The 18227-nt window shown below is 65.2% G+C and carries 17 protein-coding genes and 2 pseudogenes; 14 read left to right on the forward strand and 5 right to left on the reverse strand.

Translation table 11 applies throughout. The features are described from left to right. Positions 1-60: 60 nt before the first annotated feature. The 11 genes from L1080_RS35805 to L1080_RS35855 all read left to right on the forward strand — a co-directional run bounded on the left by L1080_RS35805 (position 61) and on the right by L1080_RS35855 (position 9995). On the forward strand, positions 61-1281 hold the full coding sequence (locus L1080_RS35805) for a thiolase family protein (RefSeq protein ID WP_250777693.1): 1221 nt from the start codon (positions 61-63) through the stop codon (positions 1279-1281). Beyond that, positions 1278-2006 carry an enoyl-CoA hydratase/isomerase family protein gene (locus L1080_RS35810; RefSeq protein ID WP_250777623.1) on the forward strand — a complete coding sequence of 243 codons (729 nt, stop codon included), beginning with the start codon at positions 1278-1280 and terminating at the stop codon, positions 2004-2006. The genes L1080_RS35805 and L1080_RS35810 overlap by 4 nt, the downstream gene beginning before the upstream one ends. Continuing rightward, positions 2003-2857, forward strand: a complete 855-nt coding sequence (locus L1080_RS35815) for a 3-hydroxyacyl-CoA dehydrogenase family protein (protein ID WP_250777620.1) — start codon at positions 2003-2005, stop codon at positions 2855-2857. The genes L1080_RS35810 and L1080_RS35815 overlap by 4 nt, the downstream gene beginning before the upstream one ends. Positions 2858-2895: 38 nt before the next feature. Next, positions 2896-3708 (forward strand): enoyl-CoA hydratase/isomerase family protein, encoded by an 813-nt coding sequence (locus tag L1080_RS35820; RefSeq protein WP_250777617.1) that lies wholly within the window; start codon positions 2896-2898, stop codon positions 3706-3708. A gap of 131 nt (positions 3709-3839) precedes the next feature. Then, positions 3840-4790, forward strand: coding sequence for a 1,2-phenylacetyl-CoA epoxidase subunit PaaA (paaA, locus tag L1080_RS35825; RefSeq protein WP_250777615.1), 951 nt, complete (start codon positions 3840-3842; stop codon positions 4788-4790). Further along, positions 4787-5155 (forward strand): 1,2-phenylacetyl-CoA epoxidase subunit PaaB, encoded by a 369-nt coding sequence (gene paaB / locus L1080_RS35830; protein ID WP_250777613.1) that lies wholly within the window; start codon positions 4787-4789, stop codon positions 5153-5155. Before paaA ends, paaB begins: the two co-directional genes overlap by 4 nt. 8 nt (positions 5156-5163) lie before the next feature. Then, positions 5164-6081: a 1,2-phenylacetyl-CoA epoxidase subunit PaaC gene (paaC, locus tag L1080_RS35835; RefSeq protein ID WP_250777610.1), complete on the forward strand. Its 918-nt coding sequence runs from the start codon at positions 5164-5166 to the stop codon at positions 6079-6081. A 1-nt stretch (position 6082) separates the two neighbouring features. Then, on the forward strand, positions 6083-6592 hold the full coding sequence (gene paaD / locus L1080_RS35840) for a 1,2-phenylacetyl-CoA epoxidase subunit PaaD (RefSeq protein ID WP_250777608.1): 510 nt from the start codon (positions 6083-6085) through the stop codon (positions 6590-6592). Between the two features lie 2 nt (positions 6593-6594). Then, a complete protein-coding gene (paaE, locus tag L1080_RS35845; protein ID WP_250777606.1) occupies positions 6595-7692 on the forward strand; it encodes a 1,2-phenylacetyl-CoA epoxidase subunit PaaE in 1098 nt (365 codons plus the stop codon). Between the two features lie 31 nt (positions 7693-7723). Further along, a complete protein-coding gene (gene paaK / locus L1080_RS35850; protein WP_250777592.1) occupies positions 7724-9022 on the forward strand; it encodes a phenylacetate--CoA ligase PaaK in 1299 nt (432 codons plus the stop codon). Between the two features lies 1 nt (position 9023). Continuing rightward, positions 9024-9995 (forward strand): AraC-like ligand-binding domain-containing protein, encoded by a 972-nt coding sequence (locus tag L1080_RS35855; protein ID WP_250777589.1) that lies wholly within the window; start codon positions 9024-9026, stop codon positions 9993-9995. 505 nt (positions 9996-10500) lie between these two features. On the opposite strand, the pseudogene L1080_RS35860 reads toward L1080_RS35855, so the two are convergent. Beyond that, a pseudogene (locus L1080_RS35860) lies at positions 10501-10710 on the reverse strand (IS30 family transposase); the annotation flags it as partial. A 48-nt stretch (positions 10711-10758) separates the two neighbouring features. On the opposite strand from L1080_RS35860, the pseudogene L1080_RS35865 reads away from it, so the two are divergent. Then, positions 10759-11055, forward strand: a pseudogene (locus L1080_RS35865) (integrase core domain-containing protein); the annotation flags it as partial. Between the two features lie 29 nt (positions 11056-11084). Here L1080_RS35865 and L1080_RS35870 read toward each other — a convergent pair. From L1080_RS35870 to L1080_RS35885, 4 genes are all read right to left on the reverse strand, one after another. Further along, complete coding sequence (locus tag L1080_RS35870; protein WP_250777586.1) at positions 11085-11465, reverse strand: IS5 family transposase; 381 nt, start codon at positions 11463-11465, stop codon at positions 11085-11087. 350 nt (positions 11466-11815) lie between these two features. Continuing rightward, a complete protein-coding gene (locus L1080_RS35875) occupies positions 11816-13090 on the reverse strand; it encodes an NAD(P)/FAD-dependent oxidoreductase (protein WP_250777581.1) in 1275 nt (424 codons plus the stop codon). A 2-nt stretch (positions 13091-13092) separates the two neighbouring features. Further along, entirely contained in the window at positions 13093-13419 is a 327-nt protein-coding gene (locus L1080_RS35880) for a 2Fe-2S iron-sulfur cluster-binding protein (protein WP_250777579.1), read from the reverse strand. Between the two features lie 11 nt (positions 13420-13430). Then, entirely contained in the window at positions 13431-14720 is a 1290-nt protein-coding gene (locus L1080_RS35885; protein WP_250777577.1) for a cytochrome P450, read from the reverse strand. 118 nt (positions 14721-14838) lie between these two features. Between L1080_RS35885 and L1080_RS35890 the strand changes: the two genes are divergently transcribed. Together L1080_RS35890 and L1080_RS35895 are read left to right on the forward strand one after the other, a co-directional pair. After that, entirely contained in the window at positions 14839-15792 is a 954-nt protein-coding gene (locus L1080_RS35890; protein ID WP_250777562.1) for a LysR family transcriptional regulator, read from the forward strand. Beyond that, positions 15792-18113, forward strand: coding sequence for an ATP-binding protein (locus L1080_RS35895; RefSeq protein ID WP_250777560.1), 2322 nt, complete (start codon positions 15792-15794; stop codon positions 18111-18113). The genes L1080_RS35890 and L1080_RS35895 overlap by 1 nt, the downstream gene beginning before the upstream one ends. The last annotated feature ends 114 nt before the right edge of the window (positions 18114-18227 follow it).

Consider the following 18227-nt stretch of genomic DNA (forward strand, 5'->3'; position numbering starts at 1 on the left):
CTTGCGTACCGACCGAAGGTTCGGTTATTAATGGAGTAGACCCCCGTGAAGGAGATGAGTGTGGCCGGAGTATTTCTGGTGGATGGTGCGCGTACCCCGCAGGGTCGTTACGGCGGAGCGCTGGCAGGTGTGCGCCCGGACGACCTTGCCGGTCTGGTGGTGGCCGAGGCCGCCCGCCGGGCCGGGATTCCGGGTGAGGCGGTCGACGAGGTGATCCTCGGTGCTGCGAACCAGGCCGGTGAGGACAACCGTGACGTTGCCCGGATGGCCGTGCTTCTCGCGGGCTTGCCCGACAGTGTGCCCGGTTACACGGTGAACCGGCTGTGCGCGAGCGGTCTGACCGCGGTTGCGTCCGCCGCGCACACCATCCACAGCGGCGAGGCCGACATCGTGATCGCCGGCGGCGTGGAATCGATGACCCGGGCGCCCTGGGTGATGGCCAAGCCCGGCACCCCGTGGGCACGACCGGGAGAGGTGGCGGACACCTCGCTGGGCTGGCGCTTCACGAACCCGCGGTTCACCGCTGCCGACCGCGACATTCCGGCTGGGGCGGTGCCGGAGGTCCGCAAGGTGACGTTGTCGATGGGGGAGACGGCCGAGGAGGTCGCCGCCCTCGAGGGCATCACCCGCGCCGAGAGCGACGCCTTCGCGCTACGCAGCCAGCAGCGGGCGATCGCGGCGATCGACGCGGGCCGGTTCGAGCGGGAGATCGTGCCCGTGCCGGTGCCCGACGGTGAACTGACCGCCGACGAAACCCCTCGGCGGGGAACCACTTTGGAGAAGCTCGGCAAGCTGAAGCCGGTGTTCCGCAGGGATGGCATCGTGACCGCCGGGGCGTCGTCGCCGCTGTCGGATGGCGCTGCGGCCCTGGTCGTCGCGAGCGAGGCGGCGGTGGAGAGGTACGGCCTGACCGTGCGCGGCCGCATCGTTACCAGCGCCAGCGCGGGCATCGCCCCCAACGTCATGGGTCTGGGTCCGGTCCCGGCCACCCGGAAGGCTCTCGCCCGTGCCCACTGGTCGATCTCGGACCTCGGCGCCGTCGAGCTGAACGAGGCCTTCGCCGCGCAGTCCCTCGGGGTGATCCGGCAGCTGAAGCTGGACGAGTCGATCGTCAACGCGGACGGCGGAGCCATCGCACTCGGCCACCCGCTGGGCTGTTCGGGTGCGCGGATCTTGCTGACGCTGCTCGGCCGGATGGAACGCGAAGGTGCCCGCCGTGGGCTGGCCACGCTGTGCGTCGGCGTGGGCCAGGGTGTCGCGATGCTGATCGAGGCGCCGTGAACACACTGAAGGTCGAGGACCGCGACGACCGCATGGTGGTGACACTGCACCGGCCCGCTCAGCGCAACGCGATCAACGCAGAGATGATCGGCGAACTGCACGAGGTGTGCGCGGCGTTGGAGGCGACACCGAAACCGCTCTTGCTGACCGGCGAGGGCGAGCACTTTGCCGGCGGCGCCGACATCGCCGAACTGCGCGAACGCGGTCGCGACGAGGCGTTCGCCGGCATCAACCGCAACTTGTTCGACCGCATCGCGAAGCTGCCGCTGCCCACCGTCGCCGCGGTCAGCGGGTACGCGCTCGGCGGCGGCGCCGAACTGTCATACGCGTGCGATATCCGCATCGCCACCGAGACCGCGGTCTTCGGGAACCCCGAGCCGGGACTGGGCATCATGGCCGCCGCGGGGGCCAGTTACCGGCTGCCCGAACTGGTGGGCACCTCCGTCGCCAAGCAGGTTCTCCTCGGCGGCCGGAACCTCGACGCCCAGGACGCGCTGCGCAGCGGACTCGTCATGAGTGTCGTCGCACCCGGTGAGCACATCGCTGCAGCGCACACGGTCATCGACCGCATCACCCGATCGGCCCCGCTGGCGCTCAAGCTCACGAAGATGATCGTCGACGCACCGGGTACGCACCCGTTCGCCGACGACATCGCGCAGGCGGTGCTGTTCGAGAGCCGCGACAAATATGACCGCATGACTGCCTTTCTGGAGAAGAACAAATGACGAGCACAGCACCGAAGAACGTCGGCGTGGTCGGCGGCGGCCGGATGGGCGCGGGCATCGCCCAGGTCTTCGCCACCCTCGGCTCCACCGTCACCATCGCCGAGAGCGGCGACCGGCAGGCGGCGCTGAAACGAGTGTCCGACGGGCTCGACCGCGCACACGAGCGCGGCAAGCTCGGCGACGCCGACCCCGTGACGATTCTCGGTCGGGTGTCCACGATGGCCGCCCCCGATGCGCTCCCGGCGGACCTGGATCTGGTGGTCGAGGCGGTGCCCGAACTGGTGGACCTCAAGCTGGGTGTCCTGGCGCTGGTCGAAAAGACGGTCGACCCGTCGACGGTGATCGCCAGCAATACCAGCTCCATCTCCATCGCCGAACTCGGCAGTGCCCTCAGCGACCCGGCCCGGTTGATCGGCATGCATTTCTTCAATCCGGTTCCGGCGTCGACGCTCGTCGAGATCGTCCGCGCCCCCACCACCGACGCCGACATCGTCGACAAGGTCCGCGGGTGGGTGTCCCAGCTCGGCAAGACCGAGGTGCTGGTCAACGATTCCCCGGGCTTCGCGACCAGCCGGCTCGGCGTGTGCCTCGGGCTCGAGGCGATCCGCATGCTCGAGGAGGGTGTGGCCGACGCCGAGTCCATCGACCGGGCCCTGGAATTGGGATACAAGCACCCGATGGGACCGCTGCGGTCGACCGACCTGGTCGGCCTCGATGTCCGGCTCGCGATCGCCGAACACCTCGCGAAGACACTCGGTGACCGGTTCACACCGCCCGCGCTGCTGCGGGAGAAGGTCGAGCGCGGCGAACTCGGCCGCAAGAGCGGCCGCGGCTTCTTCACCTGGTCCTGACGGACCATCCACACCACAACCAGCAGGAGGCGCCCATCATGAGCACCACCGACACCGCAACAACCAACGTCCCGGTGGTGGCATCGGCCGTCGACGCAGGCCTGGCCACCATCACGCTCCAACGACCCGCAGCATCCAACGCTCTCGACCAGGCAGCCAAGAAACAACTATTGACTGCCCTGCAGGCAGTGGCCGCCGATGACTCGGTGCGGGCCGTGCTCCTCGTCGCCGACGGCAAGAACTTCTGCGTCGGCCAGGACCTGGCCGAGCACGTCGCCGGGCTCGAGGCGGACCCTGCACATGCGATGGACACCGTCGGTGAGCACTACAACCCCTTGTTGACAGTCCTCTCTCGCATCCAGGTGCCCGTTGTGATCGCCATCAACGGGGCTTGCGTCGGTGCCGGACTCGGTATTGCCCTCGCGGGTGATATCCGCGTCGCCGGCGAGGGCGCCAAGTTCGCCACCGCATTTACCGGCATCGCGCTCGCGAGCGACTCCGGACTCAGCCACACCCTTGTCACGGCCCTGGGCCCCAGCCGGGCCACCGGGCTCATGCTCCTCGGCGACCGGTTCACCGCAACGCAGGCGCTCGACTGGGGCCTGGTCCACCGCGTCGTCCCCGACGCCGAACTTCGGGACACCGCGACCACGCTTGCCCGTCAACTAGCAGACGGACCCACCGCTGCTTATGCGCTGGTGAAGGCGCTGGTCTCGGCCTCCGCACCCGGGCTGGCCGAGGCTCTCGAACGCGAACGAGAGGCACAGGAGCGCCTCGGGCAATCGAGGGACCACCGTGCCGCCGTCGACGCCTTCCTGAACAAACAGACGCCGCTTTTCGAAGGACGCTGAAGCTTCGTGCGACCGACCTCGAACCCATTCGGGAATCACGTCGGGCAGGGGCCTGTGACCGGTCACCACCGCGCCACTTGCTGTCAGACCCATTCGACCCGCCATCCCCTCGGCCACGGAGGTTAGGACATATGACCACGTCACACGCACCAGAAGAACTCGAGCACCTGTTCGACAACACCATCACCGCCGACCAGAGAGTCGAGCCCCGCGACTGGATGCCCGACGGCTACCGCAAAACCCTAATCCGGCAGATCGCGCAGCACGCGCACTCGGAGATCATCGGCATGCAGCCGGAGGGCAACTGGCTCACCCGCGCACCGTCGCTGCGCCGCAAGGCGATCCTCATGGCGAAGGTCCAGGACGAGGCCGGACACGGCCTGTACCTGTACTCGGCGGCCGAGACGCTCGGCGCCGATCGCGCCGACCTCACCGAGAAGCTGATCGAAGGCAAGCAGAAGTACTCGTCGATCTTCAACTACCCAACGTTGACCTATGCCGACGTCGGCGTGATCGGCTGGCTCGTCGACGGCGCCGCGATCTGCAACCAAGTTCCGTTGTGCCGCAGCTCTTTCGGGCCCTATGCGCGGGCGATGATCCGGGTGTGCAAGGAGGAGTCGTTCCACCAGCGGCAGGGGTTCGAGCTGCTGATGACGATGATGCGCGGCACCGACGCCCAGCGTGAGATGGTGCAGGAGTCGGTGAACCGGTGGTGGTGGCCGGCGCTGATGATGTTCGGGCCGCCGGACGATCAGTCGCCGAACTCCGAGCAGTCCATGAAGTGGCGCATCAAGCGGCACACCAACGACGAACTCCGTCAGCGGTTCGTCGACATGTCCATCCCGCAGGCCGAGGTCCTCGGCGTGACGTTCCCGGATCCGGATCTGAAGTGGAACGCCGAGCGCGGCGCTCACGACTTCGGGGAGCCCGACTGGAGCGAGTTTATGCAGGTCGTCAAGGGTAACGGCGCATCGAGCGTCGAACGCATCGCGAACCGTAAGGCGGCGCACGAGAACGGGGCGTGGGTGCGCGAAGCCGCGACGGCCTTCGCCGGCCGCGAGAGCAGAAAGGAGAACGCATGATCCCCGAGGATTACACGGCAGAGGGCGGGCACGGCGCCGTCCCCACCGCCGACGTACCCACCGAACCGTCGTCGTCGAATGTCCGCGCCGATTGGCCGCTGTACGAGGTGTTCCTGCGTGGCAAGCGCGGACTCAACCACGTCCACGTCGGATCCCTGCACGCCGCCGACGACGAGATGGCTGTGCGGCACGCCCGCGACGTCTACACCCGCCGCAACGAGGGTGTGAGCATCTGGGTGGTGCGGTCGAGTTCGATCGTGGCGTCCAGCCCGTCGGAGAAGGACCCCTTCTTCGCGCCGAGCGGCGACAAGGTGTACCGGCACCCCACGTTCTACGAGATCCCCGACAACGTTCCCCACATGTGAGGCTGACGATGACCGACCACGACAATGCTTACGAAGGCCTCGTCGACGAAGACAGCCACGGCCAGTGGGCGTTCGGCACCAGCTTCGACGACCCCCTCGCGGGTGTCGACACCACGGTTCCGGAGGACGTCGACCTCTCCGCGCTGGCCGGCTACTGCCTGATGCTCGGTGACGATGCACTGATCAGCTCACAGCGACTCGCCGAATGGAGCACGCGCGCACCGGAACTCGAGGAGGAGGTAGCCCTCGCGAACGTCGGACTCGACCTGCTCGGTCAGGCGCGACTGCTGCTCGCCCGTGCGGCCGCGGCGGACGCGTCGGTCGTATCGTACATCTCGGAGACGAGCCCGATTCCCGCCGAGGACGCTCTCGCGTTCTTCCGGGACGAGAATCGGTTCCGCAACGTGCGGCTCGCCGAACTCGACAACGGCGACTTCGCTCAGACGATCACCCGACTGCTGGTGTTCTCGACGTGGCGTCTGGCGCTGTTCGATGACCTCCGCACGTCCCGGGACCCGGTCCTCGCGGCCGTCGCGGTGAAGGGCGTCAAGGAACTCACCTACCACCGTGACTACGCGGCCCGCTGGGCTGTGACGCTCGGCTGCGGCACGAAGGAGTCGAAGTCGCGGATGCTCGACGCCCTCGCCCGGGTGTGGCCGTACGTCGAGGAACTGTTCGTCCCGACCACCGAGGAGCTCGCGCTCGCAGCGGTGGGGGTGGGCGTCGACCCGCGAGACGTGCGCGAGGAATTCGACTCCGTGCTCGAGCAGGTGCTGCACGCCGCCGAGCTCACCGCCCCGGCCGGCCGGTCCGTCGGCACCGTCGGCGGCCGGGCAGGCCGGCAGGGATTGCACACCGAGGCGCTCGGACTGCTGCTCGCCGAGATGCAGAGCGTGGCCCGGGCGCATCCCGAAGGAGTGTGGTGACATGACCACCGCAGTGCGCAGCGACGCCCGCCGTATCGCCGGATCGGTCCTCGACCCGGAGATGCCGATGCTCACGCTCGCCGATCTCGGTGTGCTGCGTGAGGTTGAGGAATTCGCCGACGGGTCGGTGGTGGTGACGATCACCCCCACCTATTCCGGGTGCCCCGCGATGGCCACCATGCGCGACGACATCACGCACACCCTGCGCGGCGCCGGGTTCGGCAGCGTCGAGGTCAAGACCGTGCTGTCGCCGCCGTGGAGCACCGACTGGATCAGCGAGAACGGGCTGCGCAAGCTGCGGGAGAACGGCTACTCGACACCCGGGCCCGCACCGCAACGTACGTCGGGTCCGGTGCCGTTGACGCTCACTGCCAAGCCGCGGTCTGTGACGTGCCCGGTGTGTCACTCGGCGAACACCCGTCTGGACTCGGAATTCGGGGCGACGCTGTGCAAGGCGCTCTACCGGTGCCTGGACTGCCTCGAACCCTTCGATCACGTGAAGGAAATCTGACCATGACCACAGCAGTGACCAAGAACAGTACTGCGACAGCACGTAACCGGGCATTCCATACCCTCACCGTCGCCGACGCCGAATCCCTGTGCGACGACGCAGTTGCGGTCACATTCGACGTTCCGGCAGAGCTCGCCGACGAGTTCGCGTTCAGTCCCGGACAGTCGCTCACGCTGCGGCGGACGATCGACGGCGTCGAACACCGCCGCTCGTACTCGATCTGCGCGCCTGCCGGTTCCGCGCCGCGCGTCGGTGTGCGCGAGGTGTCCGACGGTCTGTTCTCCACCTGGCTCGTGCATCAGGTGCGCCCCGGTGATCGGATCGAGGTGCAGGGTCCGAGCGGAACGTTCGTCGCCGACCCCGCGGCAGGCGGTCGCCACGTGCTGATCGCCGCCGGATCGGGCATCACGCCGATGCTGTCGATCGCCGCGTCGATGCTCGCCAACCCAGAGGCCGAAGTCGTTCTCCTGTACGGAAACCGGCGCACCCGCTCGGTGATGTTCGCCGAGGAGATCGCCGACCTCAAGGACACGTACGGACCGCGCTTCGACATCATCCATGTCCTCTCCCGCGAGCCCCGCGAGGTCGAGCTGTTCACCGGCCGCCTCGACGCCGACCGGCTCCGGGCCATCTTCACCTCGATCGTGCCGATCGCCGACATCGACCACTTCTGGCTGTGCGGCCCATACGGTATGGTCACCGACTCCGAAACGGTGCTCGGTGAGCTGCAGATCGACAAGAGCCGCGTGCATCACGAACTGTTCTTCGTCGACGACGTGCCCCCGCCCATGGAAACCCACCGCGAGCCCGGCGTCACCGGGCCGGCCAGTGAGGTGACCCTGATCCTCGACGGCCGCTCCACCACCGCGACGTTGCCGCGGAACGAATCGATCCTCGACGCCGCCGAGCAGTACCGCTCGGACCTTCCGTTCGCCTGCAAGGGCGGCGTCTGCGGAACGTGCCGCGCCAAGATCACCGGCGGTGACGTGGACATGCGCCGCAACTACGCGCTCGAGGACTACGAGGTCGACTCCGGCTTCGTGCTGACCTGCCAGACCTTCCCGGTCAGCGACACCGTGACCGTCGATTTCGACGCCTGACCCCACCAGCCCGCACACCCCGGAGACTAAAATGACCAGTATCGCCACCCCCACCGACGACATCGAGTTCGCCACCCGCGACCGGATCTCATCGCTGCAACTCGAACGTCTGCAGTGGTCACTTCTCCACGCGTACAACAACGTTCCGCATTACCGGAAGGCGTTCGACGACGCCGGTGTGCATCCGAGTGACCTGAAAGACCTGTCCGATCTGGCGAAGTTCCCGTTCACGGCGAAAGCGGACCTGCGGGCGAACTACCCATTCAAGATGTTCGCGGTGCCGCAGGAGAAGGTCTCCCGCATCCACGCCTCGTCCGGGACCACCGGGCGGCCGACGGTCGTCGGGTACACCACGGGAGACCTGAACAACTGGGCCGACCTGATCGCGAGGAGCCTGCGGGCGGGTGGGGTGAAGCCGACGGACAAGGTGCACATCGCGTACGGGTACGGCCTGTTCACCGGTGGCCTCGGCGCGCACTACGGTGCGGAGCGGCTGGGCTGCACGGTGATCCCGATGTCCGGTGGCATGACCGACCGCCAGATCCAGCTGATCGAGGACTTCGAACCCGACGCGATCATGGTGACCCCGTCGTACATGCTCACGATCGTCGATGCGATGATCAACAAGGGCATCGATCCGTCCAAAACCTCCCTGCGGACCGGTGTGTTCGGGGCGGAGCCGTGGACCGAGGAAATGCGCACCGAACTCGAGAAGCAGCTGAACATGGACGCCGTGGACATCTACGGACTTTCCGAGGTGATGGGCCCGGGCGTGGCGATGGAATGCGTCGAGACCAAGGACGGCCTGCACATCTGGGAGGACCACTTCTACCCGGAAATAATCGACCCGGTCACCGGGGAGGTCCTGCCCGACGGCGAGGAGGGCGAACTGGTCTTCACCTCGCTGACCAAGGAAGCCATGCCGATCATCCGGTACCGCACCCGCGACCTCACCCGGCTGCTGCCGGGGACGGCGCGGTCGGTGCGGCGGATGCAGAAGGTCACCGGACGCACCGACGACATGATCATCCTGCGCGGGGTGAATCTGTTCCCCACCCAGATCGAAGAGCTGATCCTGACGGTGCCGGCGCTGGCGCCGCAGTTCCAGTGCGTCCTCGACCGCCCGGGCCGCATGGACGAGTTGACCGTGCGGGTGGAATCGCGTCCGGATGCCGCCACGGACGACCACATCTGCGCCGCAGCAGAACTGCAGAAACTGATCAAAAACCGCATCGGCGTCAGCGTGAAGGTCGACGTCACAGACCCCGGCGCACTCGAACGCTCCATCGGCAAAGCCCGACGTCTGATCGACAACCGAACCGCTTTGTGAGATGACCTCCGTGCTGCTGGCCGACAACGCCGAGGCGGCGTGGAAATACACGCCCTTCGAACCCTGGCAACACGCCGTCTCGGAAGCCTTCGTCCCCCTCGAAGTCAAGAGCATCGCCGCCGCCGACGCCACGCCGTTTCGCGGTTCTCTGCGCACCACCTCGCTGGGCAAACTTCAGTTCAGCGAGGTAGCCGGACGACAAGTCCACGTCCAACGCACGCCGCGGACGATCAAACGGTCCGACCCCGGCATGATCAAAGTCGGACTCCAACGTGCAGGCACCGGGATACTCGCCCAACACGATCGCGAAACTGTGCTCACTCCAGGAGATTTCGCGATCTACGACACGAGTACGCCCTACGACTTGCGCTTCACCGGCGACTTCAACATGTTGGTGTTGATGTTTCCCCGAGAATTGTTCCGCTTCGGAACCGCCGAGTTGCAAACCATGGCAGCACGCCGGATTCCTGGCTCCACCGGTGTGGGAACACTTGTTTCTCCCTTTCTGCGAAACCTCCACGGGACTGCGATGACCCAATCCGTCACCTCGTCTCGAGACCTCGAAGACGGGGTCATCAATCTGCTCGAATCCGCCCTGCATCCAGAAACGTTTACCTCCACCACCGCGGTGACAGAGCCGACCCTGCTCACACAGGCGAAAGGGTTCATCGAAACCCACCTCGGCGACATCGCGCTGGACACCACCATGGTGGCAACCCACCACCACGTCTCCACCCGCCACCTCCAGAAGACTTTCGAAGAAGACGGCGCCACGGTCGCCGGCTGGATCCGCAATAGACGCCTCGAAAGATGTCGCCGCGACCTCGCCGAACCGGCGCTGCGATCCGAGAATATCGGTACCGTCTGTGCCCGGTTCGGCCTCGTCAACTCCTCGCACTTCTCCAAACTGTTCAAGGAAACCTATGGGATGTCGCCACGCGCATTCCGCGAGGGGGAAGCTACCCCCCGATGACCGGAGGACTAACACCCCGACCCGTTCCAGGGGCATGCCACACATGCCCTGATTCATTCCCGTCGGCTCGAAAATCCAAGTAGCCGCACTGCTACGAAACTGGAATCCCCATGCCCACAATTCTCGTTCACGTCCTCATCGCACTTCTCAGCGTGGTGACAGGTCGACAACGTTTTTCGCCGCGAGCCCTGCTCCATCAAATCGTGTACCTGAGGGCCATCACATCGCAATGGGCCATCATGGCATACGCAGATCCCAACCATCCGAACTCCGAAGCCACACACTGATGCCGGCGCGATCCGCCGCTCTGCCAGAACCGGCGCATGCCATGCCTGAAACCACGGAAACAACCATGACCCGCACAACACTAATCGCCGTCACCGGCTCCACCGGGCAAATCGGCCGCCGCGTCGCCACTCGGCTCGCCGCCACCGGAACATCCCAGCGACTACTGGTGCGAGACACCACCTCGACCGATGCCGGCAGCTCTCTCACAGACAAATCGATTAGGTGGCATCCCGCCAGCGTGACGGAACCACCGCGACCCGACCGGTCCCGACACGCCGCACGCGACCGCAGCATCTTCACTCGTCAGTCCTTGGGCGATCCATCCCCAGAACGCGCGTTCGAGATCTCTGCGCACCGGTGGCCGGCCCGGTGAGCGCATCACCGCCCGACCCGTCAACGCTGCTGCCCATCCCGGTGGTCGTCCCATCGAAAAACCCGTCCATCCCTTGGGGTGTTGCGTCCACCGGTTGAACCCGGTCAGTACACCGCAGCAGCTTTCGTCGATGTATGCCGCCGTCATGGGATTCAGCAAAGTCGGGGACGGGTCGGGTCAAGTTACGATAACGCCCTCGCCGAGTCATTCTTCCAAGGACTCAAGAGGGAGTGGCTGCACGGACGGAGTTGGACGTCGAAGTCGCAGGCACGGCTGGACCTATTCGAGTGGCTCTCGTACTTCAATCGACGTCGCCGCCACTCGGCCCTCGGATACCTCACCCCAGTGGAGTTCGAACAACGACTGATCGCGTCGTCTACGCTGTCAGTCGCCGCATGAAATCCGGTGTCCACTCCCGAGGGGCAACCTCATTCGGTAGATCCCCCGGTGTGGCGGGCGGCGTTCGCACCGTGCTGATGGACACGGACCACTGTGGAATCGACCGATACGGCCCAGTCCAGGTTCCCGCCGGCGTCGGCCATCGCGATCAGAGCCGTCAGCACCCGATCCCAGGTTTCGTCTCCTGCGTAGCGGCGATGTCGCTTCCACACCGTCTTCCACGGCCCGAAATGCGTCGGGAGATCTCGCCAGGGCGACCCGGTCCGCAGTCGATACAGCATCCCCTCGACCACCACACGATTGTTCCGGAACTTCCGCCCCCGGAGCCCGTCGAAACTGGGCAACAGCAGCGCGAGCAACCCCCACTGCTTGTCCGTCAACACCTCAAACCGATCAACAACGTCTGCCACACCGAAGAGTCTGCAGCACAACACCACAAATCATTGGAAGACACACCCCTAGCGCCGTCGTTCCAGATATCACAGGGAAGCCAGCCACCACCCTGGCCCAACTCCTTGCTTAGGACTGCATTCTTCGCCCAATGCCAACGGCGCCCAGCCGTGCATAGCGCTTTTGAGCGCAGAAGGTTCAGAAGGGCACTGCACACGACACCGAATCGCAGAACGCCGTGCCGCCGACCTCTGAAACTGACAGGGTCGCCGTAGAGCGACGTTCTCCGGTGTACCGGTATAACGAAGGCCAAACGGACCCAAGTGACCGCAGAACGGCGCGCTAACTCGGCGTGTCGGCCAGATCCAGTTCAACCGTTATCCCGACAGTCCCTCCCGACAGTCCCGGCTTTGCACCCGACCGCCGCTCGTGTTAAGAATTTGTTGAGGTCGAAACCGTTTGCAGTGACATCAGCGAGGGCAGGTGTGGTGTTTGTGGTGAGTGCTTTCCGGGCGGCCATGTGCACCCGGGGATTGTTGAGGGATTCGACGCAGGTAAGAGTGCCTTCGCGGAACCGGTACACGGCGAATTTTCCGGAGCCCGGGTCGCCGTGGGGCACAGTCTGGTCGTCGGCACTACCGATTCCCGCGATCTGCAGTTTCATAGAGCCTTGATTGCTCCAAAACCAAGGTAGCGCACAGTATTCGGAGGGTGTCCCGGTGAGTGTGCGAGCCAGGGCGCGGGCTTGGTCGACTGCGTTCTGGACGGATTCGCGTCGGGTCGCAGCACCGGCGCGGGGGCAGGGGAAGCGAGCGCAGTCGCCGATGGCCCAGATGTGTTCATCGGCGGTGCGGAGGTGGGAATCGACGATGATGCCACGGTCAGTAGGTAGTCCGGCGGCGTGCGGTAGCTCGATATTGGGTTCGACGCCGATGCCGATCACGACCAAATCGGCGGGGTAGCGCGTGCCGTCGTGACCGACTGCGGCGCGTACCTGAGCTCCGTCGCCGTCGAGTGCGGTGATCGATTCGTCGAAGACCAGTCGGATGCCGGCTGCGGTGTGGGCATCCGCCACGCATCGTGACATCTCGGGGGAGAGGGCACGTGCCATCAGGCGAGTGCCGTGCTCGATGACGGTGACGGCGATGCCGCGGGATCGTGCGGCGGCGGCGAACTCGAGGCCGATGAACCCTCCACCGACGACGACCGCGTTGTGTGCCGTGGCGAGGGCTTCGTGCAGTCGTGCCGCGTCGTCTGCGGTGCGCAGATAATGCACGCCGGCGAGGTCGGTTCCCGGGACGGTGAGCTGCCGGTTGCGGGCACCGGTGGCCAGGACGAGGTCGGAGTAGCGCAGCGTGACACCGCTCGACAGGTTCACCGAACAGGTGGTGCGCTCGATACCGACTACCGGATTGGCCTTGATGAGTGTGATGTCGTGCTTGGTCAGCGCCTGCTCTGACTTCAACGGGAGCGGATCGGTCCGAGCCGTCTGGATCAGGAGGTCCTTCGACAGCGGAGGTCGTTGGTAGGGATACCCCTCCTCGGCACTGACCAGGGTGATTTTGTCGGTGAAGCCCTCGGTTCGAAGCGATTCGGCCATTTGAGTTCCGGCGTGGCCCGCGCCGACGATGACTACGTGCTCCATCCTCAGACCTGACTGTCGGGGAGGTCGACCTCGATGTCCTCGAGATCGGTGGTCATCTCGATTTGGCATCCGAGTCGAGAGCGTGTGCCATCGCGTTCGGCGGCGGTGCAGTCGAGCATTTCGTCCTCGTCCTCCCCGATTGGGGGGAGGACGTCGAGGTAGGGCTCGCGGACGTAGACGTGGCAGGTGGCGCACATCGCCTGTCCGCCGCATTCGCCGACGATGCCGGCGATGCCCTGTGTAACTGCGGCTCGCATCAGCGAGGTCCCTGGTTCCACGTCGAGGATGTCGCTCTGTCCGTCGGGGTGGTGGAAGGTGATCTTGGCCATCAGAGTGCCTTTCAGTTGTCCCAGGTGACGGGGAGAGTGGTTAGACCACGGAACACCCACCCGTCCCAGGTGGTGGGGCGCCGGTCATCGATACGGAGGGTGGGGAACCGCTCGAACAGCAATGGGACCGCGATCTGACCGATCGACGTCTTCGCGGCCCAGTGCCCGGCGCACAGGTGCACCCCGCTTCCGAATGCAAGATGGGTCTGTTTGGACCGGAAGATATCGAACACGGTGGGGTCCGCCGCGAAATGGGTTTCATCCCGGTTGGCGGAACCTACGACAACGCCGATTGGTGCCCGGGCGGGCAGGGAGACGCCGCCGAGGTCGACCGGGCGCGTGGTCTCGCGGGGATACATGCCAATCGGGGACAGCCACCGGGCGGTTTCGTCGAACACTGCCGGCCACAGAGCCTGATCGGCCAGAACGTGCCGGCGTTGGTCGGGGTGCCCGTCGAGCGCCCATACCATGTTGGTGACCATGTGTTGGGGCTCGTTCATGCCACCCGTGATGGTGAGTTTGACGTTCGCCGCCACTGTCTTTCGGGGTAGACCGCTGTTCACGAGAGCAGAGGTCATCGAGTCGTTTGGACTCTTTTCGTAGAGAGGGATCAGTTCGTCGAGCAAATCGTCGACTTCGGTGCGAGCGGTGTCGGCGGCGGCCCAGATGGCCGGGTCGTCGAGGAGGTTGCCGGTGCCCGCGATGAACGCATGCGACCACCGGCGCATCTGGTCGGGCTCGACACCAGGTAACCCGAGCAGGTCGATGAGATTCTGCGAGGCAAGCGGTGCGGCGTAGTCACGGTTGAGTTCGGCCACCTCCGGGCCCTTCGCGGCAAGGACGTCGAGGTAGGTGTGGGCGTTGCGTTCGAAGATCGACGCCCACACCTGCTTGATCGCCTTCGGGCGCAGGGTGGGATTGACGACTTGCCGTTCAGCGGCGTGCTCCGGGTCGTCTTTGCGCAGCATCGGATTCTCGCCCAATGCGCGGATCATCGTCGCGCCACTTCCGCTGACCTGGGCGCTGTATGTCTTCTGGTCGAGTTCGACGGCATGACAGTCGGCGTAGCAGGTGACGAGGTATTTCCCCAGGGCGGGAACCCAGGCGACTGGTGATTCGCGGCGTAGGCGGGTGTAGGTCGGATGCGGATCGAGCATCAATTCATGTGGGTCTACCCAGTCGGCCACCGGTGCGGCGACGCCCTCGGCAGCGACGGGTGAAATCTCCGCGGAGGTGTTCACTTCGTCGACTATCCCGCCCGAGGTATAGGGGCAGGTGCGGGGTGTTGACTGAACCGTCATGAGAACTCCTGGCGCTGTAACTGGCATCACATCTGTGTTATGAGTTATTCCACCTCACTCTTAACCTCTAGTAAAATGAGAAAAATCGTCAAACTTCCACGATTGGTTCGAAGATTCGATGCCTCGTTTCACGCTCCGTCAACTCGAGTTGTTCGCAGCGCTGCCTGATTACCCCACTGTCAGTGCTGCTGCCGCCGGCCTTCATATCTCCGAATCGGCTCTCTCGCATTCGATCAGCGAGCTGGAGAAGGTGGTCGGCGAGCAGCTGTGCGTGCGCCGGAAGGCTCGTGGGCTGCAGTTGACACCAGCCGGTGTGTTCTTCGCCCAACGCGCCAGGATTCTCCTCGCCGATGCGGACGAGCTGATCAGTGAGCTGTCCGCGCAGCGGGGCGAGTTGTCGGGGCCGGTGAAGATCGGCTGTTACAGCGGGTTCGCAGCCACCGTCTTGCCCCCCGTTCTGGATGGATTTGCCCGTGCTCACCCGAAGATCGACATTGGCGTCACGCTCGGCACCGATGATGAGCTCTGGCCGGCGTTATCGTCTGGGCTGCTCGACGTAGCCATCGTCTATGACATGTTCGTTCCCGAAGGCCTGCGCCATCGTCCGGTGTACCGGACGGAGGTTCTCGCGGTCTTGCCAGAAGGGCATCCGCAGGCGGGCGAAGGTGCTGTCGACCTCGCCGATCTCGCCGCCGAACCACTCGTGCTGCTCGATACCGCACCGAGCGCCAGCAACACGCTTCGGATGTTCACCGAGCGCGGACTGACGCCGAATATCGTTCTCCGCGTTCCTAATCTGGAACTAGTACGCGTACTGGTCGCTCGCGGCGTCGGTTACAGCCTGCAAATGTGGCGTCCGAACTACTCGGCGACGACCCTCGAGGGGTCCAGCGTGGTCATGAAGCAACTGCGGCCTCGAGCGGGCGCAACCTGCGTCATCGCCGCCTGGCCCGAACAGATGGTCCTGAGCGCTCGAACCACGGCTCTACTCGATTACCTCGAGACGAGCCTCGGGCGCCCCGAACCGGCCCCGATCGATCTGTCGGTCGGCCGGGATCGCGAGGTCGGGTGATGGTCAGTCGGAGAGAGCGCGGCAACTTGCCGGTTCAGCGCACCAATTTCGTGGGTCGAAGTCGGGAGTTACGGGCGGCTCGCGAACTGGTCGCGCAATCGCGCCTGACCACTCTGGTGGGACCCGGGGGCGTCGGTAAGACCCGGTTTGCGTTGGAGTTGGGGGCGGTCGTTCAGCGCTCCTTCGCCGACGGCGTGTGGTTCGTCGAACTCGAGGCGGTCAAAGAAACAGCGGCGGTACCCGAGGCCGTGGTTGCGGCGCTGCATCTGCGGGGGTCGAAACCTGATGCGCTCGAGGAGATAGCGGATGATCTTGCCCAGAAGGATCTTCTGCTGGTTCTGGACAACTGCGAGCACGTACTGACAGGTTGTCAGATCCTCGTCGACCGTCTCCTGCAACGCGCTCCCGGGTTGCGTGTCCTGGCGACCAGCCGGCAACCGTTGTCCGTCGCCGGTGAACATGTTGTGGCGATCGCACCGCTGTCGGTACCGGACCTGTCGCAACCACTATCTGCGGCCAGTGCCCGCGAGTTCGGGGCGGTCGCATTGCTCGATGCCCGCGCCTCGGCTACGAGTCCGCATTTCGAACTGACCGACGCCAATGTCGAGGCCGCGTCGCAGTTGTGTGCCCGCCTCGACGGGATTCCTCTGGCGATCGAACTGGCTTCGGCCCGGCTTCGGTCGCTGTCTCTCGAGCAACTACTGGAGAGGGTGGAGAACCGATTCGGCATGCTCACTGGTGGCGATCCGACAGTGTTGCCACGGCATCAGACCCTGCGGGCTCTTGTGGAGTGGAGTCACGAGCTGTGTTCCCCCGAAGAACAGCTGTTGTGGTCGCGGATTGCGGTGTTCGCCGGCGGCGCCGACCTTGAGGCGATCGAGAGTGTGTGCGCGGGTGACGACGTGAAGTTGCCGGTCACGACGGTCGTCAATCTGATCGACGGCCTGGTCGCAAAGTCCATCCTCCTACCCCAGCCGGGTGCAGGAGGCTTGCGCTACCGGGTGCTGGAGACGATCAGCCAGTTCGGGCACGAGAAACTTGTCGCATCCGGCACCGAGCCACTGTTTCGGGCACGGCACGCCGACTATTACCACCGGCTGACGCAGACGGCGGCGAGCCGCTTCTGGGGACCAGGGCAGCGGGCTTGGCTGGCTCAACTGCGCACCGAGTTGGCCAACCTCGAGTCCGCGTTCTCCTACCTGCTGAGTATGGTCAACGACCGCTGCCAGGAGGCGTTGTCGATGGCGTCCGCGTTGCGTTACTACTGGGTGACCGGGTTGTTCCTCAGACAGGGTCGCCGGTGGCTGGACAGCGCCTTGGCCGCGGGAACCACACCAACTCCCGAACGCGGCACCGCACTGTGGGTATGCGCCTGGGTAGCCCTGCTGCAGGGAGACAAATCCGGAGCGCGCGCTCGACTCGACGAGTGCGACGATTTCGCCGCTGCGACCGGCTCAGATGGTACAGCGGCACACTGCGCGACCTGGCGCGGAACGATGGAACTGTTCAGCGGTGACCTCCGCGCCGCTCACGGTCAATTCACGGCCGCGATCCGCGGTCATCAGGAGCACGCCGACACAGGTGGAGCACTATTCACCCTGTTCCAGCTGGGCATCACCTGCTCCTTGCTCGGCGAGCACGAGCAGGCGCAGTCCTATTGCGCCGAATCGCTGCGACTTAGTGCCACCGTCGAGGAGGGCTGGGCTCGCTCCTACGCACTGTGGGTGTTAGCACACGATGCCCTCGGCCGGGGGAAGTACGACGATGCGGCCACATTGGCACGGCAAAGCCTGGAACTGAAGTATCCGTTCGACGACGAGATCGGCATTGGTCTCGTCCTTGCGGTCTTGGCGGGTGCGGCCGAAGCGGCCGGTCGTCATCAGCACGCTGCGCGTCTGATCGGCATCGCCGACACCGTCTGGCGTTCGATCGGTACCTCGATCGACGCGTTCGGCCCTCAACTCGCCGCCACCCAATGGCAGAGCGCGGAGCACGTTGCTGCAGAACTGGGTAAGCATGCCTTCGACTGCCTGGTCGCCGAGGGCGTTGCCCTCCCCAGGGAGCGGGCACGCCAATTCGCCCTCGAGGCCGACGGCCCATCCGAGCGCCCGGAGACCAAAATTCAGGACGGACTGACCAACCGGGAACGCGAAGTTGCCTCCCTCGTCGCCCAGGGGATGAGCAATCGGGAGGTTGCGACCCGATTGGTGGTGTCCTCCCGGACTGTCGAAGCGCACGTCGACCACATCTTGAAGAAGCTGGGTTTCCGTTCCAGAACGGAGATCGCAGCGTGGGTCAGCGCGCAGCGCGACAGCTCCTGACAATAGCGTCGAGCCTGACATCTCGCGCTGAGCGACTGCGAGCGCGCAGTACGGATTACGTAGCTCGGTGAACTACGTAGAGACCTTCGTAGTTCTTCGGATTCTAAGAAAGTG

The sequence above is a fragment of the Rhodococcus sp. MSC1_016 genome, assembly GCF_023667485.2.
In the GTDB taxonomy this organism is placed as follows: Bacteria; Actinomycetota; Actinomycetes; order Mycobacteriales; family Mycobacteriaceae; genus Rhodococcus_F; species Rhodococcus_F oxybenzonivorans.

What these genes read in the sequence shown, in the direction of transcription:
- L1080_RS35855 (WP_250777589.1), top strand. Translation starts at nt 9,024, where the DNA reads ATGACCTCCGTGCTGCTGGCCGACAACGCCGAGGCGGCGTGGAAATAC.
- L1080_RS35820 (WP_250777617.1), top strand. Translation starts at nt 2,896, where the DNA reads ATGAGCACCACCGACACCGCAACAACCAACGTCCCGGTGGTGGCATCG.
- paaC (WP_250777610.1), top strand. Translation starts at nt 5,164, where the DNA reads ATGACCGACCACGACAATGCTTACGAAGGCCTCGTCGACGAAGACAGC.
- paaB (WP_250777613.1), top strand. Translation starts at nt 4,787, where the DNA reads ATGATCCCCGAGGATTACACGGCAGAGGGCGGGCACGGCGCCGTCCCC.
- L1080_RS35890 (WP_250777562.1), top strand. Translation starts at nt 14,839, where the DNA reads ATGCCTCGTTTCACGCTCCGTCAACTCGAGTTGTTCGCAGCGCTGCCT.
- L1080_RS35815 (WP_250777620.1), top strand. Translation starts at nt 2,003, where the DNA reads ATGACGAGCACAGCACCGAAGAACGTCGGCGTGGTCGGCGGCGGCCGG.
- L1080_RS35875 (WP_250777581.1), bottom strand. Translation starts at nt 13,090, where the DNA reads ATGGAGCACGTAGTCATCGTCGGCGCGGGCCACGCCGGAACTCAAATG.
- paaK (WP_250777592.1), top strand. Translation starts at nt 7,724, where the DNA reads ATGACCAGTATCGCCACCCCCACCGACGACATCGAGTTCGCCACCCGC.
- paaE (WP_250777606.1), top strand. Translation starts at nt 6,595, where the DNA reads ATGACCACAGCAGTGACCAAGAACAGTACTGCGACAGCACGTAACCGG.
- L1080_RS35885 (WP_250777577.1), bottom strand. Translation starts at nt 14,720, where the DNA reads ATGACGGTTCAGTCAACACCCCGCACCTGCCCCTATACCTCGGGCGGG.
- L1080_RS35895 (WP_250777560.1), top strand. Translation starts at nt 15,792, where the DNA reads ATGGTCAGTCGGAGAGAGCGCGGCAACTTGCCGGTTCAGCGCACCAAT.
- paaA (WP_250777615.1), top strand. Translation starts at nt 3,840, where the DNA reads ATGACCACGTCACACGCACCAGAAGAACTCGAGCACCTGTTCGACAAC.
- L1080_RS35880 (WP_250777579.1), bottom strand. Translation starts at nt 13,419, where the DNA reads ATGGCCAAGATCACCTTCCACCACCCCGACGGACAGAGCGACATCCTC.
- paaD (WP_250777608.1), top strand. Translation starts at nt 6,083, where the DNA reads ATGACCACCGCAGTGCGCAGCGACGCCCGCCGTATCGCCGGATCGGTC.